Genomic DNA, 23,024 nt, shown 5'->3' on the forward strand with positions numbered 1-23,024 from the left:
AGTTTTTCAGCTAAACAAGGCAGTTTTGTGAGCGATTGCTGACTGAATTTTGAAAAAGACTAGTTTAGATGGAAATGTTGAACTGTGAATACAGTTTCTTATACAAGCATGGAAGATTTGGCGTACTGAAGACTTTCTGTTTTTGAAAGTTTGCGGGCAGAAAGGCTAGCCAGCATTGAAAGTGGGCCAATTCGTCCAAAAAACATAAGGGCCATGATGATGGCTTGACCAGCCATGGTTAGGTTGGGTGTCAGGTTCGCTGTTACCCCAACAGTAGCAAGGGCAGACATGACCTCAAACATGAGGAATAGCAAGGGTTGCTTGTGGTCTGTTATGGATAGGGTAAACAAGCCGATTAGAAACATTAATAGAAAGACTGAAAATGTTGCGAAAGCTTTACGAATGGTCAAGTTGTCAATCGTTCTCCCCATGAAGTTGGTGTGGGGCAGGCCTAGAATTTCACTACGTGCGTATAAAAACAGGGTGATGAAAGCAGTAATTTTTATTCCTCCAGCAGTCCCACCTGGCGCTCCCCCTAACATCATTTGGAAAATATAGAGAAGCAAGGTGATTGGCTGAGCCTTTGTATAGTCAATGCTAGCAAAACCAGCGGTACGCATGGTAACCGTCTGGAAAAAGCTGACGAGCAGTTTCTGACCAAAGGAGTAATTTCCAATAGTAGAAGGATTGTTCCATTCAGTAATCAGAGTTAAGACTGTGCCGAGGAGTAAAATGATTGCAGTCAGACTTAAGACAACTTTTGTATGAAAACCTAATTTTTTAAAGAGTCCTTTTTGACCAATCTGTGTTTGAAAATCAAACCAAACAGAGAAGCCCAGTCCCCCCATAATGATCAGACTTGCCAAGGTTAAATTAATCAGAGGATTGTCTGCATATTGGACGATACTCGTAGCCCCGAAATTATCAAATCCCGCGTTACAAAATGCGGAGACAGCTAGAAACATGGAAGTAAAGATTCCTTTCGCAAAGCCAAAATCCGGTACGAAATGAAAGGAAAGGAACAAGGCACCCAAAGCTTCAATTGCTAAAGTAAATCCAAAGGCTGACTTAATAAAGCTTCTGAAATGTTTTGTGTCGGAGCGATTGAGGGCTTCTTGGAGGGTTGCCATGCTCATGAAATTGATTTTTCTCCCACCACGTAAGGCAAAGAGACCAACAAAGCCTATTAAACTCAGCCCACCAATTTGAATTAAGAGCATACAGATAATCTGACCGAAAATGGAGTAGGTATCTGCTACTGCTTTGGTAAAAAGTCCTGTCACACAAACCATGGAAACAGAAGTGAACAAATGGTCCCAGTAATGTGCTGTGGACGTGCTAGCTTGTGAAATAGGCAAGCTAAGCAAAAGTGAACCAGTCAATATCACCAATAGAAAACTAATGATAATTCGTTGGCCTGGTGAAAGTGTAATCCTAAATGGTAACATAATTCGACCTTTGTATAAAATTGTAAGATGAGGATATTGTAGCACAAATGGGCAAAAAAGTATGTTACAAACTCGGAATTTTTGTAGCAAAAAAAGCCTAGCAAGTTGATGTTAGCTAGACTTATTCCCATTGAGATAAAACTTGATGATGGTAGTGTCGTAGTGGACCGACTTTTTCTAGCAGATATGTGGCTGCTAGCCCAACCAATAATCCAGATAAAATTCCTGTAAAGGAGAGAATTGGCAGGTAGTTGAGGACATAGAAAGACCGAGCAATGGTTGCAAATACAATCAACTGTCCCAGATTATGCAACATGCCTCCTAATATAGAAATACCGATAGGGCTGACACGTTTAGGACCAAGTTGCTTGGCTGCAAGCATACCAAGGTAACTCAAGCTGGTGCCTGCAAAACCATAAAGAAAGGTTGAAAATGTTCCGCCAAGAAAAGTTGAAATCAGGAGACGGAGTGCGACAACTTTCACAGAATCTCTTGCAGGTAAAGTGAAAATAGCGATTAAGCTAATCAAATTTCCAAGTCCTAGTTTGGCACCTGGAGCAAAGGCGAAGGGCGGCGTAATCATTTGCTCAATTAAGGAAATAACCACTGCTTGAGCAGCTAACATGGTAATAAAATTAAGGGTTTGTCGTTTGGAATTCATAGAACTGTAATAGAAAACTCTTTCTAGTTGAATATCTATTTTACTATCATACTTGTTTTTAGTCACTCTGGCAAGTTTTGTCTGGTGAATATTACTAATTATTGAAAACAAAGTTGTCAACTAGAAGTTAAAGGAGTATAATAGAACTATATCATTTGTTTTTAATTTCACAAGGAGGTAAAATTGTGACGAAAAATATTGTGATTGTCGGCGCAGGCTATGCATAGAAAAACTATTTACTTTACAAAGGAGTATTGTTATGAAAACAACTAAAGTTGTCTTGAAAAGTTTGGTCGTTCTAGGTGCAGTCTTTGCGCTTGCTGCTTGCGGTTCTAAACAAGAATCTACTTCAACTTCATCTTCAACTACAGAAACAGTAGTATTGAAAGATGGTACTTACAAAGCTGAGTCAGGCAAAGACGATTACGGCTACAAAATCGTTCACACTTTGACAGTTAAAGATGGCAAAATTACAGAGTCTAAATTTGATTACGAAGCAGAAGATGGTAGCTTGAAGTCTACGAACGAAGAATACAACAAAAACATGAAGGACAAAGCAGGAGTTTCTGCTGGTGAAGCAATTGAACAATTGAATGCTGCTTTGGTTGATACGCAAGATATCTCAGCAGTTGAAGTTGTTTCAGGTGCGACCCATACTTCAGAAGACTTCAAGAAGTCTACAGAGGCCCTTCTTGCTGCAGCTGCTGAAGGAAATACAGAAACTGTAACTCTTGACTAATTTAGTCAATACCGATAAGACACAGGAGCATCAAGTCGCAACTGTGTCTTCTTGTTTATATGAGGGAATTCTATTGAAAAAATTGATTCGACTACTTGGGTTGGCACTGGTCACAGTATGGTTGGTAGCTTGTGGACAATCTCAATCAGCAAGCTTACCAGTTGTGAGGACGCCATTGACACGTAGTGAAAGCTTGCTTCACACTGTTGTACAATTAAGCATCTATCATGAAGACCAGGAAGAAGTGATGGATGAAGCTGTCTCTTATATCAAGGAGATGGAGAGTCTACTGTCTACAAACCTGGAAGGGGCAGATGTCTACCGTATCAATCAGGCTGCGGGAAAAGAAGCTGTTGAGGTGGATGAACGTACATTTGAAGTGATTGAAACAGCTATTGACATGAGTAAAGAAAGCCAGGGGCTATTTGACATTTCCATTGGAGCTGTGAGCAATCTGTGGAAAATTGGAGATGAGGATGCACGCAAGCCCAGTGATGAAGAAATCAAGGCTGCTCTGCCATTTATCAATTATAAAGACATTACTTTAGATAAGGAGAAGAAGACTGTCTTTATCAAAGAAGGAATGACGCTAGAATTAGGAGCCATTTCCAAAGGTTACATTGCAGATAAGGTTAGAGAATTGTTTGCCAGCAAAGGGATTACGACTGCTATCATCAATCTAGGTGGGAATGTAGTGGTTATGGGGGATTCGCCAACGACACAAAATGGTTGGAATGTTGGAGTTCAAGACCCAGACCAGGTGCGTGGAGCCACAGTTGGTTCTGTACCAGGGACACATGACTCGGTCGTTACTTCAGGTATTTACGAGCGCTTCTTAGAGGTGGACGGTGTTAAATACCACCATATTCTGGATCCAAAAACTGGCTATCCTGTGGAAAACGATATTTCAGGTGTGACAGTCTTTTCCAAAACATCTGTCGAGGGAGACGCCTTATCCACAACTCTCTTCTTACTAGGTGTGGAAAAAGGTCTTGACTTTATCAATCGGATGGACGGTGTAGAAGCTGTTTTCATTGATAAGGAGCAGGGTGTTCATTTGAGTGATGGCTTGAAGGAAAGTTTTGGATTAACGAATGAGGAGTATCATCTTGTCAATGAATAAATCAACTAAAGGTCTCAGTTTACCTGTCTTTCTAGAATTTGTTGAAATGAAGACCAAGGTAGCAAGTTTTTTTCCGATGACCTTGGGAATCCTCTGGGCTATCTATCGCTATCAAACCTTTAACTGGCTAAATACGCTTTTGTTCGTTCTGGCAGTCCTTAGCTTCGATATGTGTACAACTGCCATCAACAATAGCATGGACTACCACAAGGCCAAGGATGAAACCTATCGTCAGGAAAGTAATGTGATAGGAAAATTTTCTCTGGATTTTCGTCAGATGATTGGAATCGTTCTTGCCCTACTAATTTTTTCAGTGATTATTTCATTGGTGCTTGTTTGGCGGACCAGCTGGCTCCTCCTACCGATGGGAGCTCTCTGTTTCCTCATTGGTATCTTTTATACCTTTGGACCTATTCCGCTTTCGAGAATGCCACTGGGTGAAGTTTTCTCTGGAGTAACCATGGGATTTGGGATTTTCTTCTTAGCAGTCTTTATCCAAGACCCAGCTGGGCTATTGACCAGTCAAGTGAGCGACCAGTGGATGACCTTGCAGTTCTCTTGGACAAAAATAATAGACATTATTTTCATGTCCCTTCCTTTGGTAACCTTGATTGCCAATATCATGTTGGCCAACAATACCTGTGATTTAGAAGAAGACATTCGCAACCATCGTTATACTCTGGTTTACTATATTGGCAAGAAAAATGCTCTTAAATTGTATTTTGTCTTGGCAAGTTTACCATGGTTGCTGTGGATAATTTACTGTCTGACTGGATTCTTACCTATCTGGGCATTGCTTGGTTTATTCGGAGCCTTGCCTGCTTATAAGAGTCTAGAAATATTTTTGAAAAAGCAAGTCAAACGGGAAACCTTTATCGAGGCAGTAAAGAGTTTTGTACTCTTTGCGCTGCTATATGTGGTGATACTTGCTTTAGCCCTTATTTTCTAAAAAGGAAAGACACAGTCGTTCATCAGGCTGTGTCTTCTTTGTTATAGTGGTAAAATGAGTTCTTCTTCTTCAGTGCTTTCTCCGCCAACGGATTTGATTTCAATCAACAGGTTATGTGGCAGGCAGACGGAGAGCTGACCCGGCTGGCTAATCCAGCTGGTCATAACGGCGATTTGGTCTGGGCTATTGTCTTCCTTGACCCGAATGCGTTCGCCATCAACTTCAATGATATTGTATTGCCCTTCATTGGGATAGTAGGTCTTTTCTTGATGGGGTGTGTCCTTTGATAATTCAAATTGGTCGACCACCTCACCATTGATGCGGACATAGGCAATTGTTTTTGCCTCATTTGTATCTGTTGTCAGATGTGTGTAGGTAAAAATTGCTGGAAGAAAGGATAAAACTAGGGTGAATCCGATTAAGATATAATCAAATAGTTTGAGCTGTTTGAGAATGGATTTGAATGTCATATACAATCTATTTTATAGAAAAAATCCTACTTTGTAAAATGTTGGATGCAGACTACTTTTTCAATTGTCCAATAAAGAGCAGGATAGCAAGGATTCCCCAAAATCCAGCTAGGAGCGGTTTGATTTGTCCAGTGAAAAATCCAATGGAGAAAGTTAGGGCAAAGCCTGCAAAGAGAAACCAGAGCAATGGTTTACGATAAAGATAGATAGCTTTTTGGACAGCATTTGCTTCTGGACTGGTAGTTTTCCGATCACTATTCAAAATTGGAAGTATAGTGAACAGTAAGATAAGGATTGGTGGGGCGTCCCCAGTCAGAAAACTGTGGATAAACAAGCCACAAATGGTTGCATAGGCGAGAACAAACAAGGAAAGGACTAATTTTGTGTTGAAGTTGTTCATCTATCTTCCTCCTTTTTGAAATACAGTTGATAAAGAATTGCCAGAGCAAATCCAGCAGGAAGGATGAGAACACGTGGTTTGACATGTCCTAGCCAAATGCCCACGGAATAGGTCAAGGTCATGGCAAACAGGGCAAAGATGGCTTGGATGATATAGTAGCGTTTTTCTTCTTCTGTTTTAAAGGACCTGATAATCTGAATGGGCGGTAACATGAGCAAGAATGAACCGCTAATCGGCTCATTGACCATGTAAGAGTAGATGAAGAAGGTAGAAAATAAAGCATAAAATAGAACAAAAAATCGACAGGTTTGTTTGGGTGTAAAAGGTTTATCCATGGTGTTAGGTCCTTATTTTTTCCTGGCAGTATCTGCTTCCAGTTTTTGCAGATAGGCAAGGGCAGACAGGGCTAGACTGGCAAAGAGGCCCATCATACCACCGAAGAGGAGGGATTTTACGTGGAAGATGGAATCCAGTAGGGGAAGCTGGAGGCTAAAGAGGTCTGCCAGCCCAGCAAAAAGGCTAGATAGCAGGGCAACTCCCAGTCCCCAAACCAGTGGATTGAGGGTCTGTCCTTGTTTTTCCTCAGGACTTAGTTCTTCCATGTCATATTGAGGCAGGTCAGCATGGAGGGTGCGCATATTAACGATACCAATTAGGATAATACTGAAGAAGGCAATGATCATTGGATAGTAAGTAGCCACCTCGACAGGATAGCGGTAGGCTAGGAAGTAGGCGATGGCATTTCCGAGAGCTAGGAAGTAGAAGTGGTAGATAAAGGCTATTCCCCCAATCTCATCTGCCTTAGTCCGTCGGTACTCGTCTAAAGGCCCGCGAATACCATAAACGTGCCGTATCATGTTTTGGATCCACTTAGGTTCTTTTTTGGCAATAGCAGAGCTAACAGTTAGTTGTTCCGCTTTTTTCATGCGCTTGCGTAACATGATTTCGATAGCAATACCCGTGAAAATACCTCCTAGACAGGCTGCTAGGAATTTTCGGAGGTCAAATAGATGGTCGAGAGGATTGAGTCCATCCATCCAGGCAGCAAAAACAACAGTCCAAATGTACATAACGGTAGTGAAATAGAGGGCGAATTTGATACTCGCTCCCTTGAGCTGCTTTTGTTCCTTGGTAGTCAGCTCTTCTACATCTAAACTGTCCACTTGACTGTGCCGGAGTTTAAACATGATGTAGGTACTAGTCGCTAGATAGCTTAGGAGCAGGGCAACGGGATAGCCAAATGCAACGACTTCTGGGAATCGTTTGGATAAGGCAAGTGCCAGTAGGGTAAGAGCCATGGTGCCCCAAAATAGGGGGATGAAGCAGGTATTGCCTAGACGGAAGGCTTCTTTTTGGCGAAATTCATCCAAGGGCCCTGCGATACCGTAAAATCGTTTGATTAATTTATCTTGAAAGGTTTCTTTTTTCATAAGCAGCTCCTTATTTTTGATCGAACAATGGTAAGATGTAAACAAAGCCTAAGAAGTAGATGGTCCCAGCAATCAGCAATTGTAGCCAAAATTGTGCTTGGCTGATGGTGTGCAAGATTTCTGCTCCGCTATTGCCCCAAAGCTGAAAGAGGACAAAGAGCGGGATAAAAATAAGGGTAGAGATAAGAGCTTTACGTGTATTCTTTTTCATGGGGTTTCTTCCTTTCTATTCATTCCAAAAGAGGCTATTGAGATCGGTCTGTAGAGCCTTTGCAAGGTTGATGCAGAGATCCAGTGAGGGGTTGTATTTGTTGTTTTCAATCATGTTGATTGTCTGCCTGGATACGCCGATGGCCTTGGCCAAATCTAGTTGGGAAATACCTAACAGTAGGCGGTAATCTTTGACACGGTTCATGTGCTCTCCTTTCTGTGTCAATTATATCTGACACAATTGTCTAAAAATGAGGGAGTGGGAAAGAACTCGACCATTCATAGAAGAGTTCGTCTTCCCACCCCCGCACAGTTGATTAGGTCAGATTTGGAGTGTAAAACACGAACAAATCTGCCAATCAACCACTGCGCTGAGATGTTGACACTAACTTTGAGAAGCGGGGCTTGAGTCCAGCCTCTTTAAAATGTTGTCAATTATATCTGACATACTAGTGTAAAAAAATGTGGAGACCCTCCCTGTTGATGTCAACTATATGTGACATGTTTCTTTACTGTTAGTATATACCTGTTCATATAAGTTGTCAACTATATTTGACACATTTTTTGTAAAAAGTTTGCAACATCTTTTTGATTTATTTTGTGGTACAATAGATAAGATATGAGCAAGGAATTTAATCACACTACTGTGCTTTTGCATGAAACAGTAGATATGTTAGACATCAAACCAAATGGAATTTATGTAGATGCAACCTTGGGTGGAGCAGGGCACAGTGAGTACCTGCTCAGTCAGTTGACGGGTGGTGGGCATCTTTATGCCTTCGACCAGGATCAGACTGCTATTGATCATGCCCATATTCGCTTGGCATCCTACATTGAAAAGGGACAAGTGACCTTCATCAAGGACAATTTTCGCAATCTCAAGACTCGCTTGGCAGAGCTGGGTGTAACAGAGATTGATGGGATTTGTTACGATTTAGGTGTGTCTAGTCCGCAGTTGGATGAGCGGGAGCGTGGCTTTTCTTACAAACAAGATGCTCCGCTTGATATGCGAATGAATCGTGATGGTCTGTTGACGGCCTATGATGTGGTCAACAACTATGACTACCATGACTTGGTGCGGATTTTCTTCAAATATGGTGAGGAAAAATTTTCCAAGCAGATTGCTCGTAAAATCGAACAGGTGCGTGAGGTCAAACCTATTGAAACTACGACAGAGTTGGCAGAAATTATCAAGTCTGCTAAGCCGGCTAAGGAACTCAAGAAGAAGGGCCATCCTGCTAAGCAGATTTTCCAGGCTATTCGGATTGAAGTCAATGATGAATTGGGAGCGGCAGACGAGTCTATTCAGCAGGCCATTGACTTATTGGCTCTGGATGGACGCATTTCTGTTATTACTTTCCATTCCTTAGAAGATCGTTTGACCAAACAGCTCTTTAAGGAAGCCAGTACGATTGATGTTCCAAAAGGTTTGCCTTTTATCCCAGAAGACTTGAAGGCACCTCTTGAATTGGTCAATCGTAAACCAATTTTGCCGAGTCAGGAGGAGTTGGAGGCTAATAACAGAGCACATTCAGCTAAATTGCGTGTAGCTAAGAAGGTACATAAATAGGAGAAGGATTTATGGTACAAGAGAAACGTAGAGAAGCAACCATGCGAGTAATTGGTGACAAAATCAAGACATTTACTCGTGTTGAAAGAGCCTTCTATTCTAGTATTGTAATTTCAGGTCTGGCATTGGCTGTTGGTATTATTTTTATGCAGGCGAGACTTTTGCAAGTTCAATCAGACTTGGCGAAAGTGAATCAAGACATTAACCAAAAACAAGTAGAACTGAATGACTCAAAGCAGGCAAAAAATGAGCTAACAAGATCTGCTCGATTAATGGAAATAGCTGAAAAAGTAGGATTAACATTTAATAATGACAATATTGGAGTAGCAGAGTGATGTCTAGAAGAAACAATCGACTTTTGAGGTATGTTTTACGAAGAAGATATGTTCCAACAAAAAATCGTCAGAAAGTAGGGCAGAATCTACTACTCTTGACGGTTTTCATCTTTTTTCTTTTTTTGAGTAATTTTGCGCTCATTATTGGAACGGATAGTAAAGCAGGTGTGTCGCTTTCTGAGAGGGCAGATGCTGTTCATCAACAAGAAGTGACTGTACAAGCGAGACGTGGTACAATTTATGATCGAACCGGAATTCCAATTGCAGAAGATTCTACCACCTACACAATCTATGCAATTATAGACACAGATTATGTTTCAGAATTTAAAGAAGTCTTGTATGTTGAAGCAACACAATTTAGCAAGGTTGCAGAAATACTAAATAAGTACCTTGGTATGGAGACAGACTATGTCAATCAGCAATTAAATCAACCAGAATTAAAACAAGTCTATTTTGGTACACTAGGGAAGAATATTTCTTACAGTACAATGTCTAGTATCCAAGAGGAGATGAAGACCGCGGGTATAAAGGGGATTGCCTTTAATGCCAGTCCAGGACGAATGTATCCAAATGGAAATTTTGCTTCAATTTTCGTGGGGTTGGCTAACCCGGTTGAAAACAAGGATGGTAGTCATAGTTTACAGGGTGTGAGCGGTATGGAATACTACCTTAATGATATTTTGGCAGGTCAAGATGGTAAAGTACTTTATGAGAAAGATAGCCAGGGGCGGATTTTACCAGGTACTGAAAATGTAGAACAAGAAACTGTAAATGGTCAAGATGTTTATACGACTCTATCTGCTGATTTGCAACGTTCGCTAGAAACCAACATGGATATTTTCTTTGATAAGACAAAGGGGAAATACGCCAGTGCGACCTTGGTATCAGCCAAAACTGGGGAAATTTTAGCAACAACTCAACGACCAAGCTATGATGCGGATACAAAAGAAGGGTTAGCTGATAAAGATTTGCTCCAGTACTCCCTTCTGTATCAGGCCACTATGGAGCCAGGTTCGACCATTAAGGTCATGACCTTGGCATCAGCAATCGATAGCAATGTCTTTGATCCTAATCAGATGCTTGTCAATAATGGCTATACCATTGCGGATGCAACGGTTAACGACTGGACGGTCAATGGGGGAGAGTCTGCTGTTTCCCTCAATATGGCCCAGGCATTTGCCCTATCCAGTAACGTCGGGACGATCATGTTGGAACAAAAAATGGGCAATGAGAAATGGTTGGATTACCTAGCCAAGTTCCGTTTTGGCTATCCGACACGTTTTGGAATGGGGTCTGAAAGTGCAGGCCTCCTGCCGGGCGACAACATCGTAACCATTACCATGTCTTCATTCGGTCAGGGTATTTCAGCGACTCAGGTCCAGATGTTGCGGGCCTTCTCGGCTATTGGTAATGACGGAACCATGTTGCAACCCAAGTTCATCTCAGGCTTGTATGATCCAAATTCCGATTCGGTGCGTATTGCCAAACCTGAAGTGGTTGGCCATCCTGTATCTGAAAAAGCAGCTTCAGATACACGGGATTACATGATCACAGTTGGGACTGATCCAGTTTTTGGTACGCTCTATAACAAGTGGACTATGTCTCCTGTTATTCAGGTTAATGGTTATGATGTGGCAGTAAAATCAGGTACTGCCCAGATTGCCAAGGAAGATGGAACGGGTTACATTGATGGTCAATACTTTCAGTCAGTCGTAGCCATGGTTCCAGCTGAGGATCCAGAATTTATTATGTATGCAACCGTGAGAGAGCCAGAATCCTATACTGGAATGGAGTGGGAGGATATATTTAATCCAATACTGAAAGAGGCTATGTTATTGAAAGATAATTTAAACTTGGATAATGTTGCTCCTTCATTGCAGTTTGTGGAAAATGAAACAGAATTTAAGTTACCAGATGTTATTGGTCAAGGCCCAGGCACAACTGCTGAGGAATTGCGTCGTTATTTAATTCAGCCAGTTATTGTAGGGAATGGTTCCGAAATAAAGAAAGTATCCGTAGATGTTGGAACAAATCTTACTTCAAACCAGCAAATTCTCTTGCTGACAGATTCAGTAGAGGATATGCCAGATTTATATGGTTTGACAAAAGAAAATATGGATATTCTTGCAGAATGGCTAGGTCTTGAAGTCACTTATGAAGGAGCAGGTTCGATGGTTGTTGAACAGAGTATTGAGTTTGGTACAAAAATCAGTAAACACAAAAAAATAACGATTACACTAGGAGAGTAAAATTAAAATGCAATTTTCACTATTATCGGGATTGGTTGCTTTTTTAGCAACGGTGATTCTGATACCACGCTTTATTACTTTTTATCAAGCCAAACGCATCGAAGGGCAACAGATGCACGAAGATGTAAAACAACATCAATTTAAGGCAGGTACACCAACAATGGGGGGAACAGTTTTTCTCGTTGTTGCTATCTTAGTTACATTTATTTTTGCTGCTAGCCTTAACATGTTAACTGGTGGTGTTTTAGCTATTCTCTTCATCCTTGCACTCTATGGATTGGTCGGTTTTTTGGATGATTTCTTGAAAATATTCAAAAAAATCAATGAAGGTCTTAACCCTAAACAAAAATTAGCATTACAGATTTTAGGTGGACTTGTTTTCTACTTTGTCCATGTAAGAGCTGCTGGTGGTGGTGAACTCAATGTATTTGGTCAAATCATCAATCTCGGTATGCTTTATTTACCCTTTGTTCTTTTCTGGTTGGTTGGTTTCTCAAATGCAGTCAACTTGACGGATGGTATTGATGGCTTGGCCTCCATTTCGGTTGTTATTAGTTTGCTTGCCTATTCTGTCATTGCCTACAAGGAACAGAAGTTTGACATTCTTTTGGTCTGTGTAACCATGATTGGTGGCTTGCTTGGATTTTTCGTCTACAATCGCAAACCCGCAAAAATCTTTATGGGGGATGTCGGTTCGCTAGCACTGGGCGGCATGCTAGCTACGATTTCAATCGCTCTTCGTGTGGAATGGACCCTGCTCCTCATCGGCTTTGTTTATGTCCTTGAAACGTCATCCGTTATGCTACAGGTTTCATATTTCAAATACACCAAAAAACGCTTTGGAGAAGGTCGTCGTATCTTCCGAATGACTCCTTTCCACCACCATTTAGAATTAGGTGGTTTGACTGGTAAGTCTGAAAAATGGAGTGAATGGCAGGTTGACTTCTTTTTATGGTCAGTTGGACTTGTCATGAGCTTGATTACCCTGGCTATTCTTTATCTATAGATTTTCAGAAACAGCAGAAATGCTGTTTTTGTGCTATAATAGTAGGCAGTAAAATGAAGAACCTCTATTTGCAGTCGTCGTTTCGCCTGTCCATACAGGTTCCAAAGAGGAAACTATGAAATTTACAGATATGAAACTCAAGCCTTACATTCAGGAGGCTTTGAAAGAAATTAACTTTGTTCAGCCGACAGAGGTTCAGGAGAAATTGATTCCTGTTGTTTTGTCAGGCCGCGATTTGATTGGGGAATCAAAAACAGGTTCAGGGAAGACCCATACCTTCTTGATTCCGATTTTCCAAAAACTAAATGAGGAATTGGACCAGGTTCAGGCTGTTATTACAGCACCATCACGAGAACTGGCAACTCAAATCTACCAAGCAGCTCGTCAGTTGGCCAGTCATTCGGACATCGAGGTTCGTGTGACCAATTATGTTGGTGGTACGGATAAGAACCGTCAGATTGACAAGCTCCAAGCTGGTCAGCCTCACATTGTTGTTGGGACACCGGGGCGTATCTATGACTTGGTCAAATCAGGTGACTTGGCTATCCATAAGGCTAAAACCTTTGTAGTGGATGAGGCTGATATGACCTTGGACATGGGCTTCTTGGAAACAGTTGATAAGATTGCTGGTAGCCTGCCAAAAGACTTGCAATTTATGGTTTTTTCAGCCACCATTCCGCAGAAACTGCAACCGTTTTTGAAAAAGTATTTGTCTAATCCTGTCATGGAACAAATCAAGACCCATACGGTGATTTCAGATACTATTGAGAACTGGTTGATTTCAACCAAGGGCCGTGACCGCAATGCGCAGATCTTGGAAGTGACCAAGCTCATGCAACCGTACTTGGCCATGATTTTCGTCAATACCAAGACACGCGCAGATGAATTGCATAGCTATTTGACGGCAAATGGTTTACGCGTTGCAAAGATTCATGGAGATATTCCTCCACGCGAACGCAAGCGGATCATGAACCAGGTGAAGAACTTGGATTATCAATACATTGTAGCGACTGACTTGGCAGCACGTGGGATTGATATTGAAGGCGTCAGCCATGTCATCAATGATGCTATTCCACAGGACCTTTCCTTCTTTGTCCACCGTGTGGGTAGGACGGGTCGTAATGGTTTGTCAGGTATTGCCATTACCCTTTATCAGCCAAGCGATGATGCGGACATCCGTGAGTTAGAAAAGCTCAATATCAAATTCTTGCCAAAAGAAATGAAAAATGGGGAATTTGTCGATACCTACGACCGTGACCGCCGTGCTAACCGTGAAAAATCGCGTGAAAAACTAGATTTGGAAATGATTGGCTTGGTCAAGAAGAAAAAGAAAAAAGTTAAGCCAGGCTACAAGAAGAAAATTCAATGGGCTGTTGATGAAAAGCGTCGTAAGACCAAGCGTGTGGAGGCGCGTGCTAAAGGCCGTGCAGAACGTAAGGCCAAGCGCCAAACCTTCTAAAGGGAACTGGGGAAGACTATGTTACAAAATATTCTCAGTTTATATTTACAAGGCTTGCTAGTGTCAGCAATAGTCGTTATTTGTATTAGTTTGGTTTGGTTTATCGCTCGTGCCAGTCGAAAAGTCGATCAAACAACACAGGCACGTCAAGATTTCTTGTTTGATTTGTTGATGATCAACGTCATGACCATTCCAATACTTGCTTTTGGGGTCATGGGGATTTTGTTAATGTTTAAAGCATAGAAGGAAAAGATATGTACGATACAATTGTTGTTGGAGCGGGTCCTGCTGGGATGACTGCTGCCCTCTACGCAGGACGAAGCAATCTAAAAGTGGCACTTTTGGAGCGTGGAATTTACGGCGGCCAGATGAACAACACCGCTGAAATTGAAAACTATCCAGGCTATGACCATATTTCTGGTCCAGCCTTGGCTGAAAAAATGTTTGAACCTCTGGAAAAATTCGGAGTAGATCACATTTTGGGTACCTTGGTGCGTATCGAAGAAGATGGACCAATCAAGAAAGTTATTACAGAAGATGGTGTTTTGGAAACAAAAACGGTCATTCTAGCTATGGGGGCTAAACACCGCTTGCTAGATGTTTCAGGTGAAGATACCTACAATAGCCGAGGTGTTTCCTACTGTGCCGTCTGTGACGGAGCCTTCTTCCGTGGTCAGAAGCTCTTGGTAGTTGGCGGTGGTGATTCTGCGGTCGAAGAAGCCCTATTCTTGACGCAGTTTGCGGAATCTGTGACCATTGTTCACCGCCGTGACCAACTTCGTGCTCAAAAAGTCATTCAAGACCGCGCCTTTGCCAATGAAAAAATCAACTTCATCTGGGATAGCGTCGTGGAAGAAATCAAGGGCGACGACTTACGTGTGCAAAGCGTTGTTATCAAAAATGTGAAAACGGAAGAAGTTAGCGAACTGGACTTCGGTGGTGTCTTTATCTATGTTGGTTTGGATCCGATGACGGATTCGGTTGCCGATTTGGGCATTACGGACGAGGCTGGCTGGATTATCACAGATGAAAAGATGGCAACTAGCAAATCTGGTATTTACGCCATCGGTGACATTCGCCAAAATCAACTGCGCCAGATTGCGACTGCCGTTGGAAATGGGGCAGTTGCCGGTCAGGAAGTCTATAACTACATCACAGAACTAGCTGAATAGGGGGATACAATGTTTCATATTTACGACATTCAGAAAAATCCAGATGGGATTTCCTTTGAGAAAACCTTGGACTTGCAGGAAGAATTGCAGGCTCGAAATAGTGAAGTTTTAGGCTTGTCGCCTGTACAAGTAAGTGGAAATGTTCGCTTTGAGTCAGGTTTCTTTTTCTTGGACTACCAGATGACTTACGACATTACCCTGGCTTCCAGCCGCTCCCTGCAGCCTGTTCTTTTACATGAAGTGCAGGAGGTTAATGAACTCTTTGTTGCCAATGAAGCTACTCTCAAGGAGCAGGACTTGATTGATGAGGATATGGTTTTGGTGGTAGAAGATGACCACATCGTCTTAGAAGAAAGTGTAGCGGATAATATTCTCCTAGCTATTCCTATCAAGGTTTTGACACCGGAGGAAGTGGCAGGAACCGACCTACCATCTGGTCAAGCCTGGGCTTTAATGACTGAGGAAGATTTTCAACAAAAAGCTCAAGAGAAAAAAGAAGCCAACAGTCCTTTTGCTCAATTGCAGGGCTTGTTTGATAGTGAAGAATAGTTTGGATGGTTAAATTATCTGAAAATTCTTGTCAACTTTCCCCATTCGGTGTATAATGAAGGGGATACAAATTAGAGGAGTAAACAAATGACAAAAGCAAATTTTGGTGTTGTAGGGATGGCTGTTATGGGCCGCAACCTGGCACTTAACGTTGAATCACGTGGCTATTCTGTAGCCATTTACAACCGCTCTGCTGATAAAACAGAAGACGTTGTAGCAAGCAACCCAGGTAAAAACTTGGTCCCAAGTTACGATGTAGAAAGCTTTGTAGCTTCTATTGAAAAACCACGCCGTATCATGCTTATGGTTCAAGCTGGTCCTGGTACAGATGCAACCATTCAAGCTCTTTTGCCACACTTGGATGAAGGGGACATCTTGATTGACGGTGGAAATACCTTCTACGAAGACACTATCCGTCGTTCAAAAGAATTGGCAAACTCAGGTATCAACTTCATCGGTACAGGTGTATCTGGTGGTGAAAAAGGAGCCCTTGAAGGCCCATCTATCATGCCTGGTGGTCAAAAAGAAGCCTACGAATTGGTGGCAGATGTCTTGGAAGAGATTTCAGCAAAAGCACCAGAAGATGGAGCACCATGTGTGACTTATATCGGTCCAGATGGAGCTGGTCACTATGTAAAAATGGTTCACAACGGTATCGAGTATGGCGATATGCAGTTGATTGCGGAGTCTTATGACCTCATGCAACACTTGCTTGGCTTGTCAGTAGATGAAATGGCTGACATCTTTACTGAGTGGAACCAAGGCGAATTGGATAGCTACTTGATTGAAATCACAGCGGACATCTTGAAACGCAAGGATGACCAAGGTCAAGATGGTCCAATTGTTGACTACATCATGGACGCTGCTGGTAACAAGGGTACTGGTAAATGGACTAGCCAATCATCACTTGACTTGGGTGTGCCATTGTCACTAATTACAGAATCGGTATTTGCTCGTTACATCTCTACTTACAAAGATGAGCGTGTGGCAGCAAGCAAGGTTCTTCCAAAACCAGCTCCGTTTGCCTACGAAGGTGACAAGGCTGAATTGGTGGAAAAAATTCGTCAGGCCCTCTACTTCTCAAAAATCATGTCTTACGCACAAGGTTTTGCACAATTGCGCGTAGCATCTAAAGAAAACAACTGGAACTTGCCATTTGGCGAAATCGCTAAAATCTGGCGTGCAGGTTGTATCATCCGTGCTCGTTTCTTGCAAAAGATTACAGATGCTTATGGACGTGATGAAGACTTGGCAAACTTGCTCTTGGATGAATATTTCCTAGATATCACAGCTAAATACCAACAAGCTGTTCGTGATGTCGTAAGCTTGGCTGTTCAGGCTGGTGTACCTGTTCCAACCTTCTCTGCGGCTATTACCTACTTCGATAGCTACCGTGCAGAAAACTTGCCAGCTAACTTAATCCAAGCACAACGTGACTACTTCGGTGCTCACACTTATAACCGTAAAGACAAAGAAGGTGTCTTCCACTACGATTGGTATAGCGAATCAAAATAAAAAGGATGGGCGTGTGAGCGCCCTTCTTTCTAATTTGTTGCTTGCCATTCCGATTGATAGAGAGAATAATGAAAGAGATAATGGCTAAGAAAATTTTAATCGCTGGAAGAGAACGAAATCTTTCGCATTTTGTTTCTATGGAGTTACAGAAACACGACTATTTGGTAGACTATGCCTCAACAGGTGAGGAGGCTATTCAGCTAGCTCATGAAACTGATTTTGACTTGATTTTGATGAGTTTTCAGCTTTCTGATATGTCCAGTAAAGACTTATCTAGAGAGTTATTGGCTATCAAACCTGCCAGTGTTATCATCGTTGCGATTGATTCTGAGGATGTCACTCGGTACGGTGAAGAAGTACTCTCCTATGCAGTTTCTTATGTCGTCAAACCTTTTGTCATTAGTGAATTGGTTGAGCAGATTTCCTCTATTTTTCGTGGTAGAGACTTCATTGACAATAATTGCAAACAAGTCCGACTTCATGCAGCCTACCGTGATTTAACGATTGATTTTCAGAATCGAACAGTCACTCGTGGAGATGAGTTGATTAATTTGACAAGGAGAGAATATGACCTTCTGGCAACATTGATGAACAGCCCAGAACCTGTTAGTCGTGAGCAATTACTTGAACGCGTTTGGAAATATGAGGCGGCTTCTGAGACCAATGTAGTAGATGTCTATATTCGCTATTTACGTGGAAAATTAGATGTTGCTGGAAAGCCATCTTACATCAAGACAGTTCGTGGTGTTGGTTATGCCATGAGAGATTAAAAGGGAGTGGGAAAGAACTCGACTAGGTCAAAAAGAGTTCGTCAACAAGTCTTTATTTCTAGTTGTTGAGCTGAAACAGTCTATCCCCAGACTGTTTCACTCCCACCCCCGCATAGCGCCAAAGGTTCGGGGATCCTTTGGAGGTTGGAGATGAAGCGAACTTTGTTCGCAACAGTCGTGATGGTCAGATTTGGAGTGAAAAACACGAACAAATCTGCCAATCAACCACTGCGCTGAGATGTTGACACGAACTCTGAGTAGTGGTCCTGGGCTTTTGCCCAGTCTCCTTTTTGTATTCCTGTGATAAACTGGAAACCAATCATAAAATTTTTTGGAGATAAAATGAACAAATCATTTAAAGAAAAAGTTCTTTTGATTTTACTGGCGGGAGCAACGCTTTTAGCGGTTCTCAATTGGTCGAGTATCTATGGAGCTATAGGTGTCTTACTTGGTAGTATGAATTCCTTGTTTATCGGAGCCATTATTGCCTTTATATTAAATGTGCCGATGAAAAAAATTGAGGACCAGTTGGAAAAGGTATCCTTTCTAAAAAAATCAAAACGCTCATTGGCAATCGTTGGTGTATTGATTGGTTTCTTGCTCATTGTAACTGGACTTGTATTGATTGTATTGCCGACATTGATGACAACTGTTTCACAATTGGTAACGGTCAGCAGTACGGCTATTCCTAAATCAGTCAATGCCTTGACCAGCTTTTTAGAAGAAAATGGTCTCTTGACCGGTCAGGTTGGGGATCAAATTGCAGGAATGTTAGACCAATTAAAAAATCTTACCTTTATTTCCAATCTGGTAACTCCAATCTTGTCTGGTTTGGTGTCAAATGTCACTGGAATTTTTTCAAATACTATGACGCTTGTTATGGCCTTCTTCTTCACCTTAGCAATTCTAGGAAGCAAGGAACATTTGCAGTCTATGACAAGGCAATTCCTTCAAGCTACCTTGCCTGCGAAAGTGGTAAGGGTTATCAGCTACATCGGTGAAGTGATTATCGATACCTATGATAAATTCCTGATGAGTCAGATTGTGGAAGCCTGTATTATTGGAACCTTGGTTTTTGTCAGTTACTCCCTATCTGGTATTCCTTATGCCAGTATGGCGGGGATTTTAGCGGGTGTCTTATCATTCGTTCCTTACATTGGCCCCTTTACAGCCTGTCTGATTAGTGCCTTGTTTGTGGCGGTTCAAAATCCGCTCTTGGCACTCTGGTCTATCGTACTCTTCCAGATTCTTCAGTTGATTGAAGGGAATGTGATTTATCCGCGCGTGGTTGGTCAATCAGTTGGTCTTCCGACCTTGTTTACCCTTGCGGCAGCCTTGATTGGTGGAAATCTGTTTGGTCTACTTGGTATGGTCTTCTTTACCCCAATTTTTGCAGTTGTCTACCGCCTAGTTCGTGAATGGGTTGCCAGTCGATTGAAAAAACAGGACGAATTGTTGATGGAAAGTGAGTAATTCTCGCTTTCTTTTATTTTTGTTAATTTTATGCTATACTGAAGTGATAAAGTTAATGTAGGAGAAAGAGTATGCGTTGTCCAAAATGTCAGAGTTTGAAATCAAGTGTCATTGATAGTCGTCAGGCTGAAGATGGCAATACCATTCGTCGTCGCCGTTCCTGTGATCAATGCGGTCAGCGTTTTACTACCTATGAACGGATTGAAGAAAAGACCCTTGTTGTTGTCAAAAAAGACGGAACGCGAGAGCAGTTTTCACGGGAGAAAATCTTCAATGGGATTATTCGATCTGCTCAAAAACGTCCTGTATCAACGGATGATATTGATGAAGTAGTCAATCGGATTGAGCAAAAAGTTCGGGCTCAAGGGGAGAGTGAAATCGAGTCGGATGTTATTGGGAATTTGGTCATGGAAGAATTGGTCGAATTGGATGAAATCACCTATGTGCGTTTTGCGTCTGTTTACCGTTCCTTCAAGGATGTGGAAGAATTGGAAAATCTCCTAAAACAGATGATTTCCAAGGGTAGTAAGGTAAAAACGGGATCAAAAGATGAAGCCAAATGATCTGTTTGCCTATATAAAAACCAGTCCCTTTACTCCTGATATTGTCAGTCTTAGCCAATGTTACCAGCCCATTATTGGATTTGATGCCTTGGCACTTTATTATTATTTCTATAGTTTTGCCGATCAGGGCCAAGGTCGTTATAAATGGGCTAGTGTACTTAACCATATGGATTTTGGGATGAATCGATTAGAGACAGCTTTGGATGTCTTGACGGCCATGGGGCTCCTGCAACTGTACCGTGCAGAAGAGTTGACTGGTCTGGCTTTGCAGGCACCATTGACTGTGAAAAGTTTTTTAGACAAGCCCTTGTATAAAAACATTCTTGCTAAAAAAATTGGTGAAACGAGTGTAGAAAATCTGTTTGTCCACCAACCAAATCGGGAACAGAATATCTCAAAAACATTTTCTCAGGTCTTTACCATGGATGGGCAGGCTCCAGTTGTATTTGAACCGAAACATGATTTTGATTGGTCTGCCTTTAAGGCATTAATGGCCAAAGACAAGCTACTTTTTCAGGATGAAGCTGAGGATATTATTGCGCTTAGTTACATAGCAGAGCAGGCAGGTTGGACCTGGTTGGAAACCTATCGTCAGGCTAAAGCAACAGCTATTGGACAGACCATCTCGACCAAACGCCTTCAGCAGTCACGTCAGTCATTGCCAACAGAAAGCGCCAACCTCACTGCCCAAGAACAAGCCATTGTTCGTGAAGCGAAATCAAAATCCAGTCTAACCTTCCTGTCCTTTATCAAGGAGCAACGGAAGGCAGCTGTGACCGCAACAGAACGAAAATGCTTGACGGATTTGGCCAATTTGGGTCTTCTTGACGAGGTTATCAATGTCTTGGTCCTCTATACCTTTAACAAGGTGGACTCAGCCAATCTGAATGAAAAATACGCTATGAAGCTGGGCAATGATTTTTCCTACAAGGGAATTGGCAGTGCAGAGGCAGCTGTTGTCTATCTCAGGGATTTGAAAGCTGGTCAACCACAAAGTAAACCCAAGCCTGAAACCAAAACCAATGTGCCTGACTGGAGTAAGGAAGAGGTTCAGCAAGAACAAACGCAGGAAGGTCAAGCCAAGCTGGCAGCCCTTTATCGTGAATTAGAAGAAATGGAAAACAAAGGAGGTAGCTGATGAAATCAGTACAAGACAGGTTGTCGCAGGCAACCAATCCAAGTCCAAAATCTTATCAGCAACTCTATCAGGAGATAGTGAGTGATCCTGAAGTCGCTGCTTTTATCAAAAAAGAAGGTTTGACCCAGCAGGAAATCACCCTCTCCATTTCTAAGTTTTTGGAATATATCAGTCAGCGGGACCTCTTTATCAAACAGGATGAATCCTATATTGCTAAGGGATATCAACCAGTTTTGGTCATGAATGAGGGCTATGCGGATGTTTCCTATCTTGAGACAGAAGAATTGGTCGAATACCGTCGTTTGGAAGCTATCAAGAACCGTATCCAGCTCATCAATATGCCAGCAAGTTTGAAAAATGTAACCGTGGCGGCTATTGATAAGAGCGATGAAAATCGTGTGGAAGTCATGCTAGCCATTGCGGATTTTGTCAAACGTTTTGAAGAAAAGCCAAAAGGTCTTTACATCTATGGTAACTTTGGTATTGGAAAAAGTTATTTGATGGCTTATTTAGCCAATCTCTTGTCCAAGACTCATCTTCAATCAACCACCATGCTCCACTATCCAACCTTTGTTGTCGATATAAAAAATGCCATCAAAGATGGTTCTGTCAAGGAGCGAATTGATGAAATCAAGATGGCTCAGGTCTTGGTGCTAGATGACATAGGAGCGGAGCAACATAGTCCTTGGGTACGTGACGATGTGCTGCAGGTCATTCTTCAATACCGCATGCAGGAAAATCTGCCGACCTTCTTTACCTCCAATTTCTCCTTTGATGATTTGGAGCGTCATTTCGCCTCTGGTAAGTCTGGTGATGAAACCTGGCAGGCCAAACGGGTAATGGAGCGGATTCGCTATCTGGCTCGCGATTTGCATTTGAAAGGAAAGAACCGCCGATGAATGAAACCATTGATTTGATGCTGAACCATACTTCCGTCCGTCGTTTTACGGAAGAGCCCATTGAGTCGGAACATTTGCAAGCTATTATATCAGCTGGGCGAGCTGCGTCTAGCTGGAAGAATTTCCAGTCCTATTCCATCATTATGGTGCAGTCAGAGGAGAAAAAATAGGCACTCTATGACCTGGTGCCCCAGCCAGCTATTTTACAGGCTCAGGCCATTCTGGTTTTTGTGGGCGATCATAACCGTGCCAGCAAGGCGGCTCAGCTCCATGGTTCAGACTTTAATGTCAAAGGGACAGAGAATCTCCTGATTTCTTCTGTTGATGCGAGCCTAGCAGGGCAAAATGCCCTTTTAGCAGCTGAAAGCCTGGGTTACGGTGGGGTCTTTATCGGTATGATTCGCCATAAGGCCTTGGCAATAGCAGAGCTGTTCAACTTGCCAGATTATACCTATCCAATTTTCTGCATTGCCTTGGGTCGACCAGCCCAAAACCATCCTGTCAAACCACGTTTGGCAAGTGAAGCCATTGTCTTTCAGGAAGAATATGTGGAGCAAGGCCTGGAAGTAATCCAAGCCTACGACCAAGTTCAGTCAGACTATGCAGGTGCTCGTCAGACAGAAACCTGGTCGGAGCGTATGGTTGCCCAGTTTGGTCAGCCAGAGCAGCCTGAAACGAGGGCTGTATTAGAAAAAAATAAACTATTGTAAGTTATAGTCTTTTTGTTTGCTTTTAGTACTCGCTCAAACTGTCTGGGAGACAGTTTGAGATTGGAGATAAAGTGAACCAAGTTCACATCAAAAGCTGCAGACAGTACTGGAGTACGGCAAAGCGAGTTCAAATAATGATGACATTATTTGAAGTTGGAAATGGGGAAACGAAGTTTCCTCATGCGT

General features: G+C 42.2%; 25 protein-coding genes and 1 pseudogene. 18 read left to right on the plus strand and 8 right to left on the minus strand.

The features are described 5' to 3' along the window. Positions 1–98: 98 nt before the first annotated feature. Together C1E99_RS05550 and C1E99_RS05555 are read right to left on the minus strand one after the other, a co-directional pair. On the minus strand, positions 99–1,448 hold the full coding sequence (locus C1E99_RS05550) for a TrkH family potassium uptake protein (protein WP_105206879.1): 1,350 nt from the start codon (positions 1,446–1,448) through the stop codon (positions 99–101). A 121-nt stretch (positions 1,449–1,569) separates the two neighbouring features. Beyond that, a complete protein-coding gene (locus tag C1E99_RS05555; RefSeq protein WP_105206880.1) occupies positions 1,570–2,109 on the minus strand; it encodes a Gx transporter family protein in 540 nt (179 codons plus the stop codon). A gap of 259 nt (positions 2,110–2,368) precedes the next feature. On the opposite strand from C1E99_RS05555, the gene C1E99_RS05560 reads away from it, so the two are divergent. From C1E99_RS05560 to menA, 3 genes are all read left to right on the plus strand, one after another. Then, positions 2,369–2,848: an FMN-binding protein gene (locus C1E99_RS05560; RefSeq protein ID WP_105206881.1), complete on the plus strand. Its 480-nt coding sequence runs from the start codon at positions 2,369–2,371 to the stop codon at positions 2,846–2,848. 73 nt (positions 2,849–2,921) lie between these two features. Further along, positions 2,922–3,971: an FAD:protein FMN transferase gene (locus C1E99_RS05565; RefSeq protein WP_105206924.1), complete on the plus strand. Its 1,050-nt coding sequence runs from the start codon at positions 2,922–2,924 to the stop codon at positions 3,969–3,971. After that, positions 3,964–4,920 (plus strand): 1,4-dihydroxy-2-naphthoate polyprenyltransferase, encoded by a 957-nt coding sequence (gene menA / locus C1E99_RS05570; RefSeq protein WP_105206882.1) that lies wholly within the window; start codon positions 3,964–3,966, stop codon positions 4,918–4,920. Before C1E99_RS05565 ends, menA begins: the two co-directional genes overlap by 8 nt. 41 nt (positions 4,921–4,961) lie before the next feature. On the opposite strand, the gene C1E99_RS05575 is transcribed toward menA, so the two are convergent. From C1E99_RS05575 to C1E99_RS05600, 6 genes are read right to left on the minus strand one after another with little or no spacing between them, the layout of a single operon-like run. Then, positions 4,962–5,390, minus strand: coding sequence for a NusG domain II-containing protein (locus tag C1E99_RS05575; protein WP_105206883.1), 429 nt, complete (start codon positions 5,388–5,390; stop codon positions 4,962–4,964). Positions 5,391–5,442: 52 nt separating this feature from the next. After that, positions 5,443–5,790, minus strand: coding sequence for a hypothetical protein (locus tag C1E99_RS05580; protein WP_105206884.1), 348 nt, complete (start codon positions 5,788–5,790; stop codon positions 5,443–5,445). Continuing rightward, complete coding sequence (locus tag C1E99_RS05585; RefSeq protein ID WP_105206885.1) at positions 5,787–6,125, minus strand: MFS transporter; 339 nt, start codon at positions 6,123–6,125, stop codon at positions 5,787–5,789. Before C1E99_RS05585 ends, C1E99_RS05580 begins: the two co-directional genes overlap by 4 nt. Positions 6,126–6,137: 12 nt before the next feature. Continuing rightward, the gene (locus C1E99_RS05590) at positions 6,138–7,220 is read right to left on the minus strand and encodes a DUF3278 domain-containing protein (protein ID WP_105206886.1); all 1,083 of its coding nucleotides are present in this window, start codon (positions 7,218–7,220) and stop codon (positions 6,138–6,140) included. 10 nt (positions 7,221–7,230) lie between these two features. After that, positions 7,231–7,431 carry a hypothetical protein gene (locus C1E99_RS05595; RefSeq protein WP_105206887.1) on the minus strand — a complete coding sequence of 67 codons (201 nt, stop codon included), beginning with the start codon at positions 7,429–7,431 and terminating at the stop codon, positions 7,231–7,233. Positions 7,432–7,446: 15 nt separating this feature from the next. Continuing rightward, positions 7,447–7,635: a helix-turn-helix transcriptional regulator gene (locus C1E99_RS05600; protein WP_002942681.1), complete on the minus strand. Its 189-nt coding sequence runs from the start codon at positions 7,633–7,635 to the stop codon at positions 7,447–7,449. A 414-nt stretch (positions 7,636–8,049) separates the two neighbouring features. Between C1E99_RS05600 and rsmH the strand changes: the two genes are divergently transcribed. From rsmH to C1E99_RS05685, 15 genes and pseudogenes are all read left to right on the plus strand, one after another. Further along, the gene (gene rsmH, locus C1E99_RS05610) at positions 8,050–9,000 is read left to right on the plus strand and encodes a 16S rRNA (cytosine(1402)-N(4))-methyltransferase RsmH (protein ID WP_105206889.1); all 951 of its coding nucleotides are present in this window, start codon (positions 8,050–8,052) and stop codon (positions 8,998–9,000) included. An 11-nt stretch (positions 9,001–9,011) separates the two neighbouring features. Beyond that, positions 9,012–9,335: a cell division protein FtsL gene (ftsL, locus tag C1E99_RS05615; RefSeq protein WP_002942683.1), complete on the plus strand. Its 324-nt coding sequence runs from the start codon at positions 9,012–9,014 to the stop codon at positions 9,333–9,335. Further along, entirely contained in the window at positions 9,335–11,584 is a 2,250-nt protein-coding gene (pbp2X, locus tag C1E99_RS05620; protein ID WP_105206890.1) for a penicillin-binding protein PBP2X, read from the plus strand. Before ftsL ends, pbp2X begins: the two co-directional genes overlap by 1 nt. Before the next feature lie 7 nt (positions 11,585–11,591). Beyond that, on the plus strand, positions 11,592–12,590 hold the full coding sequence (gene mraY, locus C1E99_RS05625; RefSeq protein WP_105206891.1) for a phospho-N-acetylmuramoyl-pentapeptide-transferase: 999 nt from the start codon (positions 11,592–11,594) through the stop codon (positions 12,588–12,590). A 115-nt stretch (positions 12,591–12,705) separates the two neighbouring features. Next, complete coding sequence (locus C1E99_RS05630) at positions 12,706–14,049, plus strand: DEAD/DEAH box helicase (RefSeq protein ID WP_024406634.1); 1,344 nt, start codon at positions 12,706–12,708, stop codon at positions 14,047–14,049. Between the two features lie 18 nt (positions 14,050–14,067). Then, complete coding sequence (locus C1E99_RS05635) at positions 14,068–14,292, plus strand: DUF4059 family protein (protein ID WP_105206892.1); 225 nt, start codon at positions 14,068–14,070, stop codon at positions 14,290–14,292. 11 nt (positions 14,293–14,303) lie between these two features. Further along, entirely contained in the window at positions 14,304–15,221 is a 918-nt protein-coding gene (trxB, locus tag C1E99_RS05640; protein ID WP_029996834.1) for a thioredoxin-disulfide reductase, read from the plus strand. Positions 15,222–15,230: 9 nt separating this feature from the next. Beyond that, on the plus strand, positions 15,231–15,770 hold the full coding sequence (locus C1E99_RS05645) for a YceD family protein (RefSeq protein ID WP_029996835.1): 540 nt from the start codon (positions 15,231–15,233) through the stop codon (positions 15,768–15,770). 87 nt (positions 15,771–15,857) lie between these two features. Beyond that, the gene (gndA, locus tag C1E99_RS05650; RefSeq protein ID WP_105206893.1) at positions 15,858–17,285 is read left to right on the plus strand and encodes an NADP-dependent phosphogluconate dehydrogenase; all 1,428 of its coding nucleotides are present in this window, start codon (positions 15,858–15,860) and stop codon (positions 17,283–17,285) included. Between the two features lie 80 nt (positions 17,286–17,365). After that, positions 17,366–18,055, plus strand: a complete 690-nt coding sequence (locus C1E99_RS05655) for a response regulator transcription factor (RefSeq protein ID WP_105206925.1) — start codon at positions 17,366–17,368, stop codon at positions 18,053–18,055. Between the two features lie 342 nt (positions 18,056–18,397). After that, positions 18,398–19,528: an AI-2E family transporter gene (locus tag C1E99_RS05660; RefSeq protein ID WP_105206894.1), complete on the plus strand. Its 1,131-nt coding sequence runs from the start codon at positions 18,398–18,400 to the stop codon at positions 19,526–19,528. A gap of 71 nt (positions 19,529–19,599) precedes the next feature. Beyond that, positions 19,600–20,091 carry a transcriptional regulator NrdR gene (nrdR, locus tag C1E99_RS05665; RefSeq protein WP_105107285.1) on the plus strand — a complete coding sequence of 164 codons (492 nt, stop codon included), beginning with the start codon at positions 19,600–19,602 and terminating at the stop codon, positions 20,089–20,091. Beyond that, positions 20,078–21,229 (plus strand): replication initiation/membrane attachment protein, encoded by a 1,152-nt coding sequence (locus tag C1E99_RS05670; RefSeq protein ID WP_105206895.1) that lies wholly within the window; start codon positions 20,078–20,080, stop codon positions 21,227–21,229. The genes nrdR and C1E99_RS05670 overlap by 14 nt, the downstream gene beginning before the upstream one ends. Beyond that, positions 21,229–22,128, plus strand: a complete 900-nt coding sequence (dnaI, locus tag C1E99_RS05675; protein WP_105206896.1) for a primosomal protein DnaI — start codon at positions 21,229–21,231, stop codon at positions 22,126–22,128. Before C1E99_RS05670 ends, dnaI begins: the two co-directional genes overlap by 1 nt. Continuing rightward, positions 22,125–22,838 (plus strand): annotated as a pseudogene (locus C1E99_RS05685) (NADPH-dependent oxidoreductase). Before dnaI ends, C1E99_RS05685 begins: the two are co-directional and overlap by 4 nt. Positions 22,839–23,024 lie beyond the last annotated feature (186 nt).

The sequence above is a fragment of the Streptococcus suis genome (genome assembly GCF_002964045.1).
Classification (GTDB): domain Bacteria; phylum Bacillota; class Bacilli; order Lactobacillales; family Streptococcaceae; genus Streptococcus; species Streptococcus suis_U.